The 18,171-nt window shown below is 41.4% G+C and carries 13 protein-coding genes; 12 read left to right on the forward strand and 1 reads right to left on the reverse strand.

The window, feature by feature from the left end:
* From HDC92_RS08120 to HDC92_RS08155, 8 genes are all read left to right on the forward strand, one after another.
* A partial coding sequence (locus tag HDC92_RS08120) for a SusC/RagA family TonB-linked outer membrane protein (protein ID WP_221270936.1) occupies window positions 1-3,471 on the forward strand: 3,471 nt, incomplete at its 5' end.
* 2 nt (window positions 3,472-3,473) lie between these two features.
* The gene (locus HDC92_RS08125; RefSeq protein ID WP_183873667.1) at window positions 3,474-5,003 is read left to right on the forward strand and encodes a RagB/SusD family nutrient uptake outer membrane protein; all 1,530 of its coding nucleotides are present in this window, start codon (window positions 3,474-3,476) and stop codon (window positions 5,001-5,003) included.
* 26 nt (window positions 5,004-5,029) lie between these two features.
* Complete coding sequence (locus tag HDC92_RS08130) at window positions 5,030-6,826, forward strand: thioredoxin family protein (RefSeq protein WP_183873669.1); 1,797 nt, start codon at window positions 5,030-5,032, stop codon at window positions 6,824-6,826.
* A gap of 28 nt (window positions 6,827-6,854) precedes the next feature.
* Window positions 6,855-9,761, forward strand: a complete 2,907-nt coding sequence (locus HDC92_RS08135) for an alpha/beta hydrolase family protein (RefSeq protein WP_183873671.1) — start codon at window positions 6,855-6,857, stop codon at window positions 9,759-9,761.
* The gene (locus tag HDC92_RS08140) at window positions 9,754-10,482 is read left to right on the forward strand and encodes a DUF4397 domain-containing protein (protein WP_183873673.1); all 729 of its coding nucleotides are present in this window, start codon (window positions 9,754-9,756) and stop codon (window positions 10,480-10,482) included. The genes HDC92_RS08135 and HDC92_RS08140 overlap by 8 nt, the downstream gene beginning before the upstream one ends.
* Window position 10,483: 1 nt before the next feature.
* Window positions 10,484-11,323, forward strand: coding sequence for an alpha/beta hydrolase (locus HDC92_RS08145; protein ID WP_183873675.1), 840 nt, complete (start codon window positions 10,484-10,486; stop codon window positions 11,321-11,323).
* Window positions 11,324-11,331: 8 nt separating this feature from the next.
* Window positions 11,332-11,739: a helix-turn-helix domain-containing protein gene (locus HDC92_RS08150; protein WP_183873677.1), complete on the forward strand. Its 408-nt coding sequence runs from the start codon at window positions 11,332-11,334 to the stop codon at window positions 11,737-11,739.
* 187 nt (window positions 11,740-11,926) lie between these two features.
* Complete coding sequence (locus HDC92_RS08155) at window positions 11,927-13,696, forward strand: ATP-dependent nuclease (RefSeq protein WP_183873679.1); 1,770 nt, start codon at window positions 11,927-11,929, stop codon at window positions 13,694-13,696.
* Here HDC92_RS08155 and HDC92_RS08160 read toward each other — a convergent pair whose 3' ends face one another.
* Entirely contained in the window at window positions 13,697-14,170 is a 474-nt protein-coding gene (locus HDC92_RS08160) for a type II toxin-antitoxin system HigA family antitoxin (RefSeq protein ID WP_183873681.1), read from the reverse strand.
* A 272-nt stretch (window positions 14,171-14,442) separates the two neighbouring features.
* Between HDC92_RS08160 and HDC92_RS08165 the strand changes: the two genes are divergently transcribed.
* From HDC92_RS08165 to HDC92_RS08180, 4 genes are all read left to right on the forward strand, one after another.
* Window positions 14,443-16,845 carry a glycoside hydrolase family 2 protein gene (locus HDC92_RS08165; protein ID WP_183873683.1) on the forward strand — a complete coding sequence of 801 codons (2,403 nt, stop codon included), beginning with the start codon at window positions 14,443-14,445 and terminating at the stop codon, window positions 16,843-16,845.
* 71 nt (window positions 16,846-16,916) lie between these two features.
* On the forward strand, window positions 16,917-17,231 hold the full coding sequence (locus HDC92_RS08170) for a helix-turn-helix domain-containing protein (RefSeq protein WP_015807641.1): 315 nt from the start codon (window positions 16,917-16,919) through the stop codon (window positions 17,229-17,231).
* A 143-nt stretch (window positions 17,232-17,374) separates the two neighbouring features.
* Entirely contained in the window at window positions 17,375-17,677 is a 303-nt protein-coding gene (locus HDC92_RS08175; RefSeq protein WP_183873685.1) for a hypothetical protein, read from the forward strand.
* Window positions 17,678-18,100, forward strand: coding sequence for a hypothetical protein (locus HDC92_RS08180; RefSeq protein ID WP_183873687.1), 423 nt, complete (start codon window positions 17,678-17,680; stop codon window positions 18,098-18,100).
* The last annotated feature ends 71 nt before the right edge of the window (window positions 18,101-18,171 follow it).

Below are 18,171 nucleotides of genomic sequence, written 5' to 3' on the forward strand. Positions count from 1 at the left end.
GGCGACCTAACTTGGACGAGCCGTGATAATGCGAGAGTATTACGTCCGGTTCTGGGAGGGACCGAGGGTGCAAATCCCTCGAGTCTACTCGGCAAAATATACGTTTCTAACCTCGGTGTGCCACGCTTGTGGATACCGCCAAAGATATTGATGATTATGAAATTGATTGTCATCATGATGACCACCTGCTTATTGCAGGTAAGCGCAGCAAGTTTTGCGCAAAAAATGACTATGGTACGCAAGAACACCACACTTGCCCAGGTGCTGAAAGAAATTACTTTACAGACTGGATACGAAATACTATATTCTGATCAAAAAATTGATATCGACAAAAAGATTGATGTAAATTTTAGCAATACAGAACTTAAGTATGTATTGGAAACCTGTCTTAAAGATCAGAATCTCAGTTTTGCCATTGAAGATAAGGTAATTGTGATTAAACCTAAAGCCCCTACCTTTCTGGAGCGCCTGGCTGACCGCTGGGCTGCTATTGACATTACTGGTAGGGTTGTGGATGAAAATGGTAACCCGTTACCTGGAGCGACGGTAAAGGTGAAAGATGGAAAAGGGGCCACGATGACTGATGCACAGGGTAGGTTTTTGATAGAGAAGGTGGATGAAGGGGCTACGATTGTGGTTTCTTATACCGGATATCAGAGTAAAGAAGTTATTGCCAAACAAAACATGGGCACTATTACGCTAAAACTCTCGGATAACCCCCTAGACCAGGTACAGATCATTGCTTATGGTACCACTTCGAGGAGGTTAAGTGTTTCCAACACGGTAACGGTAAGTGCAAAGGAAATTGAACAGCAGCCTGTTAACAATCCGCTTTTAGCGCTACAGGGTAGGGTACCAGGGATGACGATAATTCCAGCAAGTGGAGTACCTGGTGCAGGTATTACAGTTCGTATACAAGGCAGGAATAATCTTGACAATACTTTGGTAGGATCAGATCCTCTGATTGTAGTTGACGGGGTTCCATATGCATCACAGAACCTCAAGACTTTTTTAGGTGGTGGTGATGTTCCTATATTAGGCTCTTCTTCAAATGATGGATTGGGTACGGCCGTTAATTTCGGGAATCCGTTGTCTTATATCAACCCGTCGGATATAGAAAGTATAACTGTATTAAAAGACGCTGATGGCACAGCTATTTATGGTTCAAGGGCTGCGAATGGAGCAATATTAATTACGACCAAGAAAGGTAGATCAGGAAATATTAAAACTGATTTCAATTTTCAGCAAGGTTTGGGAACAGTGCCTAAAAAGTTGGATTTATTGAATAGTCAGCAATATATGGAAATGAGAAAGGAAGCGCTGCGAAACAGTGGGGCTGTGATTCGTTCGACTGACTATGACTTAAGAGGTGTATGGGATACTACACGTTATACGGACTGGCAAAAGGAATTAATAGGAGGCACGGCACAATTTACTCGTCTTACAGCCGGAGTGTCGGGCGGAAGCTCAAATCTTCAATATTTAGTTAGCAGTACATACGGTCGTGAAACCAGTGTATTTCCCGGGAATTTTGCCAACACCTCCGGTTCGCTTCATTTTAACCTTTCTATCGCCTCACCTAATCAGCGTTTTAAAATGCAGCTGGGGGGTAATTATATGGTGAATAGTAATAAACTACCCGGGGAAGATTATACTAATTATGCTGTGAATATGCCTCCAGTAGCTCCTAATTTGTATAATGCTGACGGTACCTTAAACTGGGCTCCAGATCCGGTAACCGGTAATTCTACATGGTTCAACCCCTTGTCCTGGCAGTACAAACTGTTCGAGACAAATACCAATAACCTGATCAGTAGTGGTAGTTTGAGCTACATTATTTTACCTGGCTTGGAGGTAAAAAGTACCTTTGGTTTTAATTCAGTTACCTCAGATCAGTTTGTAGCAGCATTAGATGAAAGTGAAAAACCAGAAAACAGGGCTGACAGAATAAGGACGTCTAGATTTAGTTTTAATACGAGTCGGAGTTGGATTGCAGAGCCTCAGTTAAATTATAATAAGGAGTGGAGTGGTCATAGCATAAGTTTACTGCTTGGCATGACTTTACACTATCAGAACAATAATGGAAGAGGTTTTACTTCTTCTGGTCAGAGTAGTGATCTTTTATTACGTGATATCCTAGCCGGTTCATCCCTAAGTAGTGCTAATGATCTGAATGAATATAGATATTACGCTGTTTTTGGACGTTTAAATTATTCCTTTAAAAGTAAATACCTGGTTAACCTGACCGCTAGAAGAGACGGAAGTTCTAGATTTGGGCCAAATAGCCAGTTTAATAATTTCGGAGCTGTAGGATTAGGTTGGATTATCAGTGAAGAAGGCTTCTTTAAACGCAGTGTGCCTTTTATAAGCTTTGCCAAGATTAGGGGAAGTTATGGCACGACGGGGAATGATCAGATTGGTAATTATCGTTTTATGAATTTGTATGCAGCTTTTAATCCAACTATTCCATATCAGGGACTTGGCGGTTTAAACCCGGTTGCACTGCCCAATCCAAATTTGGAATGGGAAGAAACAAGAAAACTGCAGACCGGTATAGACATGGGGGTTTTTAATGATCGCCTGCTGTTAACCATAAATTATGTCCGTAACCGGTCGTCGAATAGTTTAACCTATGTTAGAATGCCGGTAATTTCCGGATTTAATTCACTGCTTCAAAATCTTCCTGCTTTGATTGAAAATAAAAGCTGGGAGTTTACCTTGGGTACCTCAAATATCAAAAGTGAAAATATGAGTTGGAGCAGTAATATTAACCTGACCGTTCCAAAAAATAAACTTCTTGCTTTTCCTGGACTGGAAACCTCGACTTTAAAGCAACTGATGACCGTAGGACAGCCCTTAACCACAGGTAAAGGATATCAGTTTTATGGTGTAGATCCATTGACTGGTACCTATTTAGTGCTCAATAGATATGGTGATCCTACAGGTAATCCCGAAGAATCAGACAGGATGGTTTTCATAAATAAATCTTCACGTTGGTACGGTGGTCTTCAGAATAACATCAGATTTAAGGCGTTTTCGTTGGACTTCCTAGTTCAATTTACCAAGCAGTATGGAGAAGATCTTCTTCAATTTGGACCACGTCCTGGAACTTTTCTGATAAATGGAGCATCGGCAGTAATAGGTAACCAGCCAGTGTCGGTAATGGACCGCTGGAAAAAACCAGGAGATGTAAGTCAATATCAGCGGTTTTCTACCACCAGTGTACCGGGTAATATGGGGAATCTGGCTTTTAAGGACCTTTCCTTTTTGAGGATGAAGAATGTAGCACTCTCTTACCAGGCTCCAATGAAGGCACTTCAAAAAGTAAAGCTGGAGCAATTGCGCTTATACGCCAATGTTCAAAATCTGTTTACAATAACGAAGTTCCACGGATTGGATCCGGAAAGCCTAAATATTAATTCCTTGCCCTCATTAAGAATGATGACCCTAGGAATACAGTGTACATTTTAATTTTGAAGAAAATATTGACTAATAAAAATATCCTTATGTATTCGATCTATATTCATGAAGCCACTGCGCATAAAACACCTCAGCGCTTCAATAAGCATAATTGTTTTTTGTGTTGTATGATGATCCTATTTTTTGTACTGCTGAATAGCTGCAAAAAAATCGTGCAGGTAGACACTCCCCCTGACAGCATTACGGAGAAAAATGTTTATACTAATGATCGGACCGCTGCATCCGTTTTGACATATATTTATGTTGACATGAGGTCCCAGGGAGCTGACATGGCAAAATTTACCGGTTTACTTGGCGACGAATTCACTTTATGGAGCGGGGCTGATTTTAATCTCCAGGCTTACTACAATAATAATCTTAGTTCCAGCATGTCAATGGACACGGGTAAGGAAATCTGGAATCTCTATTACAAATTTGTTTTTACCTGCAATGGGGCGATAGAAGGCTTGATTGCAAGTAACAGTCTTAGCCCGAATGTAAAAAAGCAGCTACTCGGTGAGGCCTACATTTTGCGCGCATGGTATTATTTTTACCTAGTAAACCTTTACGGAGATCTGCCCTTAGTAGTAGGGACTGATCCGGCTATTAACAGCAAATTACATCGCTCATCTAGAAAGGCAGTTTATGAATTGATTATAAGCGACCTATTAAGGGCACAAGAGTTGTTGAATCCAGCCTTTGTGAATGGCCAACTCAATCCTGGTACTCAAGAACGGGTGCGTCCAACAGTATGGGCAGCCAAGGCAATGCTTGCGAGAGTTTATTTGTACACTGGTGAATTTGATAAAGCTGAATTAGCAGCTGGTGAGGTTATTGCAAATAATACATATTTTAACCTGGTTGGTTATGAAGATATATTCTTAAAAAACAGCCGGGAAGCAATCTGGCAAATACAACCTACAGAAGTTGGATGGAATTCCACAGATGCAAGATTATTTAACTTATCAGCAATACCAACTGGTGTAAACGCGGGAAAGCCAGTATATTTTAGTGATTTCCTACTTGCTGCTTTTGAACCTAATGATGAACGACGTAGTCAATGGGTAAGCAGTTTCACTGAAGGGGCGGATACTTATTATTTTCCGGTTAAATATAAAATTGCTGAGGAGAATGGAACTGTTAACAGCCCTGAGACATTAACGGAGTATGCTATGATGCTGCGGTTAGGTGAGCAGTATTTAATAAGGTCAGAGGCCAGAGCCCGACAAAATAAACTTGGATTAGCTATTTCTGATCTGGATATGATTCGGAACCGGGCAAAGCTTCCTTTAATTGCTGTTACAAATCCTAGCATTTCTCAGTCAGACCTATTGAATACTATATTCCATGAACGACAAGTCGAATTATTTACAGAGTGGGGAAATCGCTGGTTCGATCTGAAAAGATTTGGCAAAGTTGATGAAGTAATGAGTGTGGTTACCCCTGTCAAAGGAGGGGGCTGGGAAAATACAGATGAGCTTTTACCCATTCCTTACTCTGATCTGGTTACCGACCCGAATTTAACTCAAAACGGAGGCTACTGAAAGTAGACACACAAAAAATAAAACATATGAAACCATTAATTTATTACGCCATATTTATGGCAATGGCCCTGTCCTTACCTAAATTTGCGAAAGCCCAAACCAATTTACTTGGTGTATGGAGACTAAAAGAATTCAAAAAAATTAAAGGACCCGATTACGCAAACGGGATTCCTTTGATCATTAAAATTGAGCAAAAACAAGACGGCATGGCTATCGAAAAGACCAGCAATCTTGGAGACCGTGATACTGTAATAAAAGCATCGCTAGTTCATGGTCTATGGCGAGATTATACTAAAACAGGTAAAAAAAGAAAAATTTCATTTAAGCAGGATAAGGAAAATAATATCTGGTTGAGACAGACGGAAATTTATACCGAAGACGATACAACCAAGGTTCAAACATTAGATAAGGAAACATTTATCGTCTACGGAGGAATTAATGATAATGTCTTGTTAAAATTTACGAGAGAATATAACACTAAAAATGAATCAATCAACAATGAGGATTTTTTAGCAGAAGGTTTTTATGAAAAAGTTACCCCAGAGCAATTGACTAAAGAAACAGCCAGAGGAAAGGGAATAAACTTTGTTGAGGGTTTGAACTGGGAGCAGATTAAGGCTAAAGCCAGAGCAGAAAATAAACTGATTTTTTTGGATTGTTATGCTACTTGGTGTATTCCCTGCAAAATGATGGATAGAAATGTGTATCCATTGAATATGGTTGGCGAGGCAATGAATGATGCTTTTATTGCGGTTAAAGTTCAAATGGACAGCACAAAGAAAGATGCGGCAGCCACCAAACTGCTTTATCCTTTGGCCAGGCAAATAGAGAAAGAATATAGCATTTCTGTTCTTCCGTCTTATTTATTTTTCTCTGCTGATGGGACACCATTACATAAAGCAGTTGGTCAGCAGAATCCAAAGCAATTTATTGAATTGCTAACTAATGCGGGAAATCCGGAATATCAGTTATATACCTTGTTAAATAAGGCAAGACAGAAAGAACTACCCTGGACTGAATACATTACAATTGCAAAAAAATTAAGGGACGAATTTGGAGAAATGAAGCTGGCCGAAGAGGTTGCAGGTATATATAACCAACAATATTTAAACAAACTAGCTAAAAAAGAATTGTTAGCGAAACCCATTCTTGATTTTATAGGAGAATATTATGGAATGGTGAAGTCTTCAGACAAGATTTTTCAGCTGAGCCTTAAACATCCTCATTTGGTTGATAGTATTAAAGCATATGAAGGAGGCGGCTGGGCTGCTGTTTTGGTTAAAAAAACCATTATAAGAGAAAACATTCAGCCATTTTTGCAGGAAGCTGAAAAGACCGGTAAATCTCCGTCTTGGCAAGAAATGGAAATTCAATTGACAAAAAAATACAGTAAAAAGCTAGCAGTACAATATGTACTTAAAGCGAAACTGGACTGGTATGAGAAGAAGAAAAACTGGAATTCATTTTTTCAATATTTGACACCTTATGTGGCTAACTATGATATAAATACAATGGATCGCCGACAGTTATATCATTTACATTGGTGTGTGTGGTATGTCTTTAAATATTGCAATGATAAAGCACTGATGCAAATGGCGCTGAGATGGATTGATCCGGTAATTGAAAGGTGGGTAAATCAGGGGACAGAAATTAATGCGCCTATGGATACAAAAGCCTGCCTGCTCTATAAAATGGGACGAAAGGAAGAAGCGATAAAGCTTCAGCAAAGCATATTAGAAATGTTTCCGGATATGGCTTCGGGAACCCAAATAAGAATAAATGCAATGCTAAAGGGTGAAGAAATTTGGTTGACATTCAGATAATATCAGGATGATTTTAAATGGGCACATCATGAAAAAAGTAATATTATTAGCCTCTATCTTATTAAGTTTTGTGTATTCGATAGCGCAGAACAAGACAATTATAGATGTAGGTCAATTTGAGAATTGGCCTAGTCTAATACCATCGGAAAGTGGTGTCGCAGTGAGTAAGAACGGTAACTATGCAGCCTACGTAATTCTACACCAGCCTGTTGGGCAAAGTACACTGGTAGTACAGGATTTGAATAGTAAGTGGAAAAAAACAATTATTGCTAAAACCCTCAAAATTCTCTTTTTTACTGACGACAGCCAAAAGTTGTGCTGGCAGCAGAGAGATAGTATATGGACTCAACGGATGGGTAGTGATCAAAAACGTTTACTTGGTATAAGTAGTAGCCTAAGTTATCCCAATGATGCCAAAGGGAAGTGGGTACTCCTGTCTTTAAGTAAAACAGATAGCGAGGTTAGGCTATATAACCTTCTTAGCGACAAGGGAAGGATATTTAGTGGGATAAAAGACCATCATTGGTTAACTGGTGGCAATGGATTATTGCTAAAAACTTCGGACGGAGATTTAAAAGTATTGAATCTGATGACTGGCAAGGAACAAATTTTTAATGAAGTAAAAGAATATGCTTTATCTTCTGATGAAAAAAGTATAGCGCTGGTTATTAAAAAAAGGAATACGAATAAGACTAGTTTACAACTCGTTAAGCTAGGTGGAAATCCTATAACTGTGTGGGAGGGGAAAGGCGGTGAAGAGGCTGGGAATTTTGTGTTTGACAAGACTGGTAAGCAATTGGCTTTTACCGTCCAATCATCAGATGGTAAGATAAATATTTGGCACTATAGTTCCAATAAGAAATCAACGACCGTAAAAATAGATGAAAAAGCAATTGGTTTTTCCGAAAATTTACCCGTATCAGGCATTAGGGGCTTTAGCGGGAATGGCCATTGGTTGTTTTTTATGGTCAAAAAACAATTACCGCTGCTTTCGAAGGAAGCGGCTACCAGCCTTGTGGATATCTGGACTTACCGGGACGAGGTGTTAAACCCTGCCCAAACCCATGAAGGTCAGAATTTTCACGATTATCTAGCTGTAATAAATTTGACCAACGATAAAGTACAGATGTTAGAAAATGAACCTGATGAAGAGATCGGCCCTATTTACGATGGAAATTATATCTTTCTCAAAACAGGTGGAAACAGCGCTGGTTCCTGGTGGCCACATTCCAAGCCAGCTGAAAATTGGTTGGTATCATTGGCTAATGGTGAAAGGAAATTGATGAAAAATCAGCAATCTAGTTTTTCGCCTCAGGAACGATGGATCTATTGGTGGGACCCAAAATTGGGACACTATTTCAGTATGAACCCCATTACCGGGAAAACCTCAAATTTAACGGAGAGTGTGCCGGAATCTGTTGTCGATGATGTTGAACAAGCAATAGGTGCTATACCATTAGGGATAATCGGTTGGTATGCCGACGATAGTGCAGTATTGATTTACGACAATTATGACATTTGGAAATTGGATCCTTCAGGTTTTAAGACCCCGGTTAATATGACAGGGGGATATGGGAAGCAACATGGTGTTAAACTAAGGTTAGTTTATGATCATCATCAGGCATACAATGGTAATGAAGAGTTGTTGCTAAGTGGGCTGGATGTAAATTCGCAGTACAATGGATTTTTTCGGATTAGGTTAGATAAGCCGGGTAAACCAGCATTGCTTACCATGGGGCCATACAACTATTATCAAACTACGGTAACTAAACAGGGGTTTGGCTTTAACCCCCCTATGATACCATTGGTTGCTGGAAAAAAGGGAAAAGAGTGCTGGATTGTAATGCGGGAAAGTGCTGTGGATTATCCAAATCTTTATATCAGTAAAGACCTTAAGCAATTTACCCCTTTGACGAATCTGAAACCGCAAAAAACTTATAATTGGTTAAGCTCAGAAGCAGTAAGTTGGAGGATGTATAATGGGCAGCTGAATCATGGCGTGCTGTATAAACCCGAGAATTTCGATCCGAATAGAAAGTACCCTATTATTTTCAATTACTACGAAAAATATGCGCAGCGTTGTTACCAGTTCCCTAAACCTAGTTTAACTACTGATAATATCAATATTCCCTGGTTTGTAAGTCACGGGTATTTGGTGTTTACTCCTGATATACAGTATACTATAGCGAATAAGCCTGGGGGCATGACCACTGGCGAAGCAGCATATAATGCTGTCGCTTCTGCAGCTGAATACCTGTCCAAACGATCTTATATAGATAAGACTAGAATGGCAATACAAGGCCATAGTTTTGGAGGTGGTGAAACAAATAATATTATTACACATACCAGTTTGTTTGCAGCAGCGGCAGAAATGGCGGGTTATAGCGATAATATTAGTGCGTATCTAACCCTTGTTGGTGGGTTCTTGAATCGGGAGTATAAAGATGGAGTTCTTGTAGAAAAGTTACATAAGATGGATCATCCACAAGGCCGAATGGGAGCAAATCCATGGGAGCGACCTGATCTCTATCAGAGAAATTCTCCGGTACGCAATGCGGATAAAATAACGACACCACTGTTTATTGTACACAATCAAAAAGATGCAACAATAAATTTTAGACAGGGAGTCGAAATGTATATGGCCTTGCGGAGATTAGGTAAAACTTGTTGGTTATTGCAATATGACAATAGTGGACATTATTTGGAAAATAAAAAAGATGCTTTAGATTATACCACCAGGCTTACCCAATTTTTTGATCATTATCTAAAAGGTGAGCCTGCACCTCAATGGATGACAATGAATACGCTGGCATCATACAAAGGTAAAAACAACCTGTATGAATTAGATCCTAGAGGCAATTGCGGTAAAGACTGCAAAGTTTGTAGAGAATGGAATAGCAAAACATCAACAACTAACTTAAAAACTCATGAGTAATCTTATTAAACTAAGTCTGGCGGTATTAGTACTGCTCGCAGGACTAGGTTCCTGCAAAAAAAGTGAGGTCAAGGCAGAACCACTTGCGTCATTAAATGTGATAGCTGCTGTAATTGGTGGCGGTAATGTAAAACTGAACACCAACGTAAGAGACAGTGCAAAAGCTTACAATGCCAAAGTATTTGGAATTGTGCCCGGAAAAGAGATCAAGCTCTACAGGGTTAGCAATCCGACTGTAAACTACTACAAAGAAACGCCGGTAACGGAAAACGGCGGACTATACTCTGTTTTTCTTGCTGGTCAGGGCTCAGCTTTTGAACCTATATTCAAAAAAGAAAGTATACCCGCATTTTATAAAGACAGCATTATCGGAGTAAGGATTGTGAATTTATCACCAAATAGTACAGCTTTAAATGTGACACGGGCCTCCGCCACTAGCACCAATGCATTTGCCGGAGTAACCTATAAACAGATCACTGATTTTGTAACCTTTCCCTTAAAGACGGTGATACCAACAGGATCGGTAAGTTTTCAAATCCGCAATGCAGCAGGAACTTTATTAGCAACTTATACTTTGCCAACTTCGGCCAATAGTAATTACCCGGGTATATCTATTGCTTTACAACGGTTTAAGAATATTAGTATTGTAATCAAGGGTTTAATGGGGACTACAACCGGTCCAGATGCTTTTGGTGTATTTCCGGTTGTGACAACTTATTGATATGAAAAGGACTTTCAAGTTAACCCTCTCTGTACCATTAACGTTCTGTTTATGGTTGCTGTGCGGTGTGGTTTCCGCACAGCAGTTAATCCCTTTGCAAGGGGAAGGTGGGCCAGGCATTACCGCCTACCTTCCCGCTAAGGGAATTGCTACCGGAACAGCGGTATTGGTGATTCCTGGTGGGGCCTATGCTTTTTTAGCAACTTCTACGGAAGGTACACCCATTGCTAAGGCATTTGCAGAACGTGGTATAGCCGCCTTTGTACTGAAGTACCGTTTGCCTGCCGAGGTTGGTGTGGGGGATAAAAGTATTGGCCCTCTACAGGATGGTCAGCAGGCCCTAAGGTTGATTAGACAGCGTGCTGCAGAGTTTGGTATTAATGCAGGTAAAGTAGGGGTGATTGGCTTTAGTGCAGGTGGGCATTTGGCGGCTACATTGGCCACTAAGTTCGGGAAGCCTGTAATTGATGCCAGTGGAGTGAATTTGAGGCCTGATTTTGCAGTGCTGGTATACCCGGTGATCAGTATGACCAAGGATTTGACGCATATGGGATCGCGTGTGAGTTTGCTGGGCGCTGCGCCTTCGGATACTTTGGTGAATGCTTTTTCTGCAGAGCAACTGGTAACTATTAATACACCTCCGGTGTATTTGACCCATACTGCCGATGATGGTTTGGTAAAAGTGGAGAACAGTATTGCGATGTATGAGGCTTTGATTGCTAAAAGCGTAGATGCGGAACTGCATTTGTACCCCAGGGGTGATCATGGTTTTATACAGAGGTTACCGGTTAGTGAGTGGCTGAATCCGGTGTTGTTGTTTATGAAGAAGGAAGGGTTTTAAATCGTTAGATGAAAGGCAGCTTAGAACATACAGATCAATTGAACGGTTATCAGGAGTTTGAAACCCCTGATAACCGTTTGCTGAACCAGCTTTTTAAGCTGATGGATGGGCATTTGACGGAGCATAGGCCAGTGCCTTATTATGCGAAAGCTTTGCATACCACGCCTGCATGTTTAAATAAACTGACCAGGGCTTATTTGAACAAGAGCGTGCACGATTTGCTGCAGGATAAGCTTGTAAATGCTGCCAGGTATTATCTGGCGCGTTCTATGATGTCGGTAAAAGACATTACCTATACACTGGGCTTTGAAGATACGGCCTACTTTTGCCGCTGGTTTAAACGGATAACCCGGCAAACGCCCATGCAGTACCGCCGGGATAATGTGATGCTGAAGGTTTGGGTTAGGGAAGGTTGAAGTGCGTAAGAATTATTCTTCTCAGTTAACTTATGTCAAATTTTAAATTATATTTGTGTCAACTAACCAAAATTTTTATCCAAAATTATAACGCTCGATTTAAATTACTTCTATAGCAACTTCCTTATCAAGTTTATTGTATTTGGAATTTCTTTGTGTTTTTGAATCTTGATACACGAAATCAAAAATGGCAAAAACCTCTAAACCAGCCGAAGCAAGTGATGAAATGCAATTTATGGCTTTGATGCCGAATCCACGGCTTGTAAAATTAATTGTAAAGAATTTCAGGTGCATAGGTAAACATCCAGTTCATATTGATCTGGATGATATTGTTGTACTTGTTGGCTCTAACAATGCAGGAAAGAGCTCCTTGCTGCGGGCTTATGAGCTAGTAATGTCGGAAGGCTCAAAAGCTGCTGAAATCAAAACTGATGATTTTCCAAATAATGTTGTTGATCCAGATAATTTGCCTGAGATTGAGTTACATACCATTGTTTACGCTACAGGTGTAGGTGATATGTGGATAGATCGGACTTCTAATGATGAACTACTCGTTAGGGAACGTTGGATTTGGAAAGGGGTTGGTAAACCTGATCGTCGCGGATGGGATGTGAAGAAAGGAGAATGGCATCCAACCAAAGCACCTTTTGGCCCTGCAAATATTGCAAATTCCAGAAGGCCAGAACCCCACAAAGTTGATGCATTCAGCAAACCTGAAGAACAAGCAGAGGCAATTAAAAGGCTTTTGTTAGCGGCTATTCAGGAAAAGGTAAACCAGATGAGAAGCGCAGAAGAACGAAACCAATATCACGCGATGCTGGATGCGATGCATAAAGTACAGCTTGACATAATTGGTGAAACTAGAGGGCAGATTGATACAGCAAATAACGAATTAACTAATTTGATCGGAAAGGTTTTTCCTAATTATCAGGTGAATTTTGATGCACAACCAGAAAATAATGCGAATGCTGAGCTGTTCAAATGGAATTCTGAATTATTGATGGGGCCAATTGACGGGTTCATGAGCACAATTGACAAACAGGGAAGTGGTGCCAGAAGGACCTTGCTTTGGACGGCTTTAAAGTATATTTCTGAAAGCATAAGACCACCAAAGGATGATGAGGCCCCGACTAGACCTCATATTTTATTAATTGATGAGCCAGAAATATGTTTACATCCTAATGCAATCAGGGAAGCCTGCAAAGTTTTGTATGATTTACCCACACTAGGTAATTGGCAAGTGATGGTGACTACTCATTCGCCAATATTCATTGATTTTTCAAGAAACAATACTACAATTATACGGGTGGAGCGAAATGTGGAAGGCGAGGTTGAAGGAACAACTATCTTCAGGCCTGAAAAAGCAAACTTGGATGATGATGATAAAATAAACCTAAAATTGTTAAATATATGTGATCCGTATGTTGCCGAATTCCTTTTTGGCGGCAAAGTTATAGTGGTTGAAGGGGATACAGAATATACTGCTTTCAATTATATCAGATCAGTTTATCCCGAAGAATACAAAAATCTGCACATTATTAGGGCAAGAGGTAAGGCTACAATAGTTTCACTGGTTAAGATCTTAAATCATTTTGGCACAAGCTACTCTGTTTTACACGATAGTGATACTCCTTACACAAAAGCAGAAAATAAAAACCCAGCCTGGGGGAACAATCCTAATATTTTGGAAGCAGTCGCTGCAAGACCAGAAGGTACAAAAGTGAGACTTTTAGCATCGCTCCCAAATTTTGAACAAGCTTACTTTAACATGGAGGTTTCGAAAGAAAAACCCTACAATGCGATTAATACACTAAAAAATGATGAGGAAAAGTTTAAGGTCGTTAAAATGCTATTGGATGGATTAGTTGATCATGCAGAACCGGTACCGAATAATTGTTTAGAATGGAGTACTTTGGATGAATTGCAAAAGAAGGTTGAAGAGCTACTAGTAAATTAATTATTGTTTTTTCGGCTTCCTGTCTACCCGATCAGTATGAACCCTCGGTTTTATTTCGGTATTCGGAATGTGCATATCAGCGAAATACCTGGTTTCCGGAGCGTAGTGCTCCATACCATATCTGTCATTGATGAATACCCTTGCCGGAAGCTTAAGAAATGCAGCAAGCGAGCGGGCCATGTCCAGTGTAAGCTTTCTCCTGCCACTCAATACGGATGAAACATGGCTTTCTGAACCGATAATAGGAATAAGGTCTTTATTTTTAAGACCCATTTCATCCATTTTTAATTTCATAACTGCTATTGGATCTGGTTCGGGCATAGGGTAATACCTGTCTTCATAATCCTTAACCAATAAGCTTAATAATTCAAGTTCATCAAAAGCTGCAGAACCTGGTTTAGCATCAAAAACCTCCTCAATCCTATGAACTGCGGCATTGTATGCTTCTTCTGTTTTTAAAATCTTATATTTCATAACTGCTACTCCCTATCTTTAAATTTCACGGTTTCAACATTAATTTTATCGTACTCGGTGTGGCTGCCAAACCAAATAACATAACATAACATACGGTGTTCAATTGTAAACTTATACAGTTTTGGGTTTATACTGGTCAGAAATTCTGAAATAAATTTTCGATTGAACCCTGCATGGAAAAAAGTGCCATGATCGAAATAAAAAGTGCAACAGCCGGGTGTCTTGATGGTGTATTTTTGAGTTTACTTGAACTAACCATTTATTAAACTGAAATGAAGATCCTGGGATGCGGCATTGTGACCGCACTGTTATTTACGACTTTTTCTGATATGGCTTATAGCCAATACAAAATGCAACCTGTTGCCATCCAAAGCAGATGGGCTGTTCAGGTTAGCCCTGTTAACGCGCTAAAAGAATATCCACGCCCGCAAATGGTACGGAGTGGCTGGACCAACCTGAATGGCTTATGGGATTATGCCATTACGGCTAAGGATGCTGCGCAGCCTGCTGTTTTTGATGGTAAGATCCTGGTGCCTTATCCTTTGGAATCGGCCCTTTCGGGTGTGAAGAAAGCATTATTGCCCTCGCAAAACTTATGGTACAAACGCTCATTTGCTCGTCCCGATATTAAATCCGGAGAAAAAGTAAAGCTGAACTTTGGTGCGGTTGATTACCAGTGCTGGGTGTATGTAAACGGAACTTTGCTGGGCGAACATGAAGGCGGTTATACCGAGTTTAGTTTTGATATTACAGCTGCCCTGAAAGCGGGCAATAATGAGATTGTAGTAAAGGTTTTTGACCCAACGGGTGAGGGTATTGGCCCGCATGGCAAGCAGGTGCTGAAACCGGAGAATATCTATTATACCCCAAGTAGCGGGATATGGCAAACGGTATGGATGGAGGTGGTACCAGAGGTTTCGATAGCAGCACTGGTGATGACACCGGATGTGGATAAGGGCGTGTTGAATTTGGAGGTGAAGGGAAAGGGTAAGCCCGAAATTGTTGTTTATGATCCAGTGTCTAAACAAGAGATCTCTCGTCGCTTTGCTTCCCTCGAGATGACGAACGATGGGGCTAAGGGTACAATAAAAATACCTAATGCAAAGTTATGGAGCCCAGGTAACCCGCATTTGTATGACATTACGGTTAAGCTAGGTGATGACGAAGTTAAAAGCTATTTCGGCATGCGGAAGATCAGTGTGGCCAGGGACGCTGCAGGTGTGGACAGGATATTTTTGAACAACAGGCCCTATTTTAACCTGGGTACTTTGGACCAGGGCTTTTGGCCCGATGGCCTGTACACTGCCCCTACGGATGAGGCCTTGGCCTTTGACATCAGGGCCATAAAAGCAATGGGTTTCAATACCATCCGCAAGCACATTAAGGTAGAGCCTGCACGCTGGTATTACCATGCGGATAAAATAGGCATGCTGGTATGGCAGGATATGGTAAACCCCAACCAGGGATTGCCCGAGGGTGCAAAGGCTGCTTTTGAAAAAGGGGCCAAGGAGACCATGGCGCAACTGCACAATTACCCATCCATAACCACATGGGTATTGTTTAACGAGGCCTGGGGGCAATATGACCAGGAACGCCTGACCAAATGGATGAAAGGGAACGACCCATCGAGGATAGTGAACGGTCACTCGGGTGAGCTGTTGTATGTAAACGAAAAGCTGCGTGCAGCCAGGGAAAACCCTTATGTAGCGGCAGATATGACCGATGTGCATGCTTATCCTGATCCGATGAATGCAATTGCTATGCCGGGTAAAGCCCGGGTATTGGGTGAGTTTGGTGGCATTGGGGTGTTTATCCCTGATCACCAATGGTTAAGTGGCTCGGCATGGGGATACATCCAGGAAAAGCCTGCTGCACTGGCGGCCAAGTATAGGATCATGAACCAGCATCTGCAACTGCTGGAAAAAGAAGGTCTGTCTGCCTCCATCTACACCCAGCCATTTGATGTGGAGGGAGAGCAGAACGGGCTGATGACCTATGACCGGGAGGTGATAAAGGTCCCTTTTGCGGAACTGAGGGAGATCCATAAGGGCCTGAACCCGGAGGTTGCCGCGCCATCCTGGCTGGCCATGACAAAGTTGGTTTCGGCTAAAGATGCGGATCTGACGGAGCCGGGTGTGGTTTATGCCAAAGCGATTGAGGAGTATTTAAAAGGCAAAAAGGATCCTGCCTTTCTGAAAAAGCTGGTGATGATGGCTGGGCAAACGGGCGATAAGGCCGGTACGGCCAGGTTTGGAACGGAATATATGAATACTTTGAAAGCACCTTATTCGGCAGAGGACAACGCCTTTATGGAAGGTATGACCAAAAAGGTGACAGATAAGGGCTTTGCTGTTTTGCTGAAACAGGCCGGTACAGACCGTACTGCATATGTAAAGGCGATGAATGTGATTTATGCGGATGTGATTGCTGGTTTTGTGCCCAAAGCGGACAGCAAACCGGATTGGAATGCAGTAGAAGCTGCGATAAAGCCTTATGGTTTGCCGGGAGAGGAAATGTTTTTGAGGGCCAGGACCATCCATTTGTACAACCAGAAGGATTGGGCTGCTTATGTTCCGGTGGCTTCGGCTTACCTGGAAAAGTTTGGCAGCGGCATCAGTGAAAGTGACAGACAGGCCTTTCAGGCGGCGATTGATCAAAACCGGGCTAAAGAATAATTGCTATGAGCATCAGGAACATGGACTTTAGCTATGCCACACCCGATATGCAAATAGTTTTGAATTAGGTTATGTTCGACATCAACGTTAGCCAAAAGCTGAGGGCTTTGCGGAAAAAGCGGGGCTGGACACAGAGCGATATGGCAGCGCAGCTGGATATTTCCGTGCCGGCTTATAGTAAGGTTGAATGCGGAATGACGGAATTGACACTAGGCAGGTTAAGGCAACTGGCTGTTATACTGGGCGTAAAGGTTTGCTGGTTGCTGGATGAGGATGAAATGGTGTTACACCAGGAGAACGAGGAGCTGAAAGAGAAACTGAGGTTGACCAATATAGAAGTGATGGGTTTGCAGAAAAGATTGCTGGCTTGTTTTGAGCGGCGGTGAAATTAACGGCTCTCCTTTCATAAACATAGTTTAGTAATGGAACCGGGGGTATAGGCAGCTCCCGGTTTTTTTAATCGCATCACATCAAAATATTGGAAATACAGGCAGAAAAATTATGATAAAGTGTATAACAAATTGAACTTATGATTGATAAAAATATTTTACTGGCCCGTTTCTGGGCAAATGCAAACCAGTTTACAACTGCCGACGGAGTTGAGGTTGACCTGCATGGTGATAACATCGTAGTGGTATCTACCACATTGAAAAATACAGCCGGATCCCTTCGCGAAATACAGATGATGGCAGAGTTTGGCCTGGATGCTTTTTTAGCCGAAATGGAAGTTCAACTGCTGGATGATGTGATGGAAATTGACCTGAACATGTTGTTTGCCTGGCTGACTGGCGGCACAGCAGGATACCATATCATGAAGGGAAACACTGAATAAATGAACATACTGCCATACATTGCTGCTTTGGAAAAAGTACTTGCAGAATTGCCGGAAAAAGGTCATTTGCTTACCCTGCATGAATATGCCATGGACGACCGGATCTTGCTGCACAAAATGATATTCCGTTTTTTAGACTTTAGTTACGCAGAAACAGTTTGCCTGCTGAAAGGGCTGATCATTTATCAGCAGCGCTGGGGTGAGTTAAATGAAATAGCAAAAGAAGGGATAAGAGAAGTAAGCACAGTGTTGATGCGGCGGGCCAGGGAATACCAGCAAAGCGGAGCGCTGGTAAAGGCTATGGAAATGGCCTTTGCGATACTGGTTACCGTTGAACCGGAAAAGGACCCTGAAGACCTGGTTTACTACGCCGTAGTAATGGATGTGGTTGGCTTTATCACCGAACTGGAAAAATTATTTTAAAAAAACCAAATATGAAATAACGCTACACTCATCGCTGCACCTGAATCCGGATGCAATTTTATTTCCCCTAA

Source organism: Pedobacter sp. AK017 (assembly GCF_014200825.1).
GTDB classification, from domain to species: Bacteria; Bacteroidota; Bacteroidia; order Sphingobacteriales; family Sphingobacteriaceae; genus Pedobacter; species Pedobacter heparinus.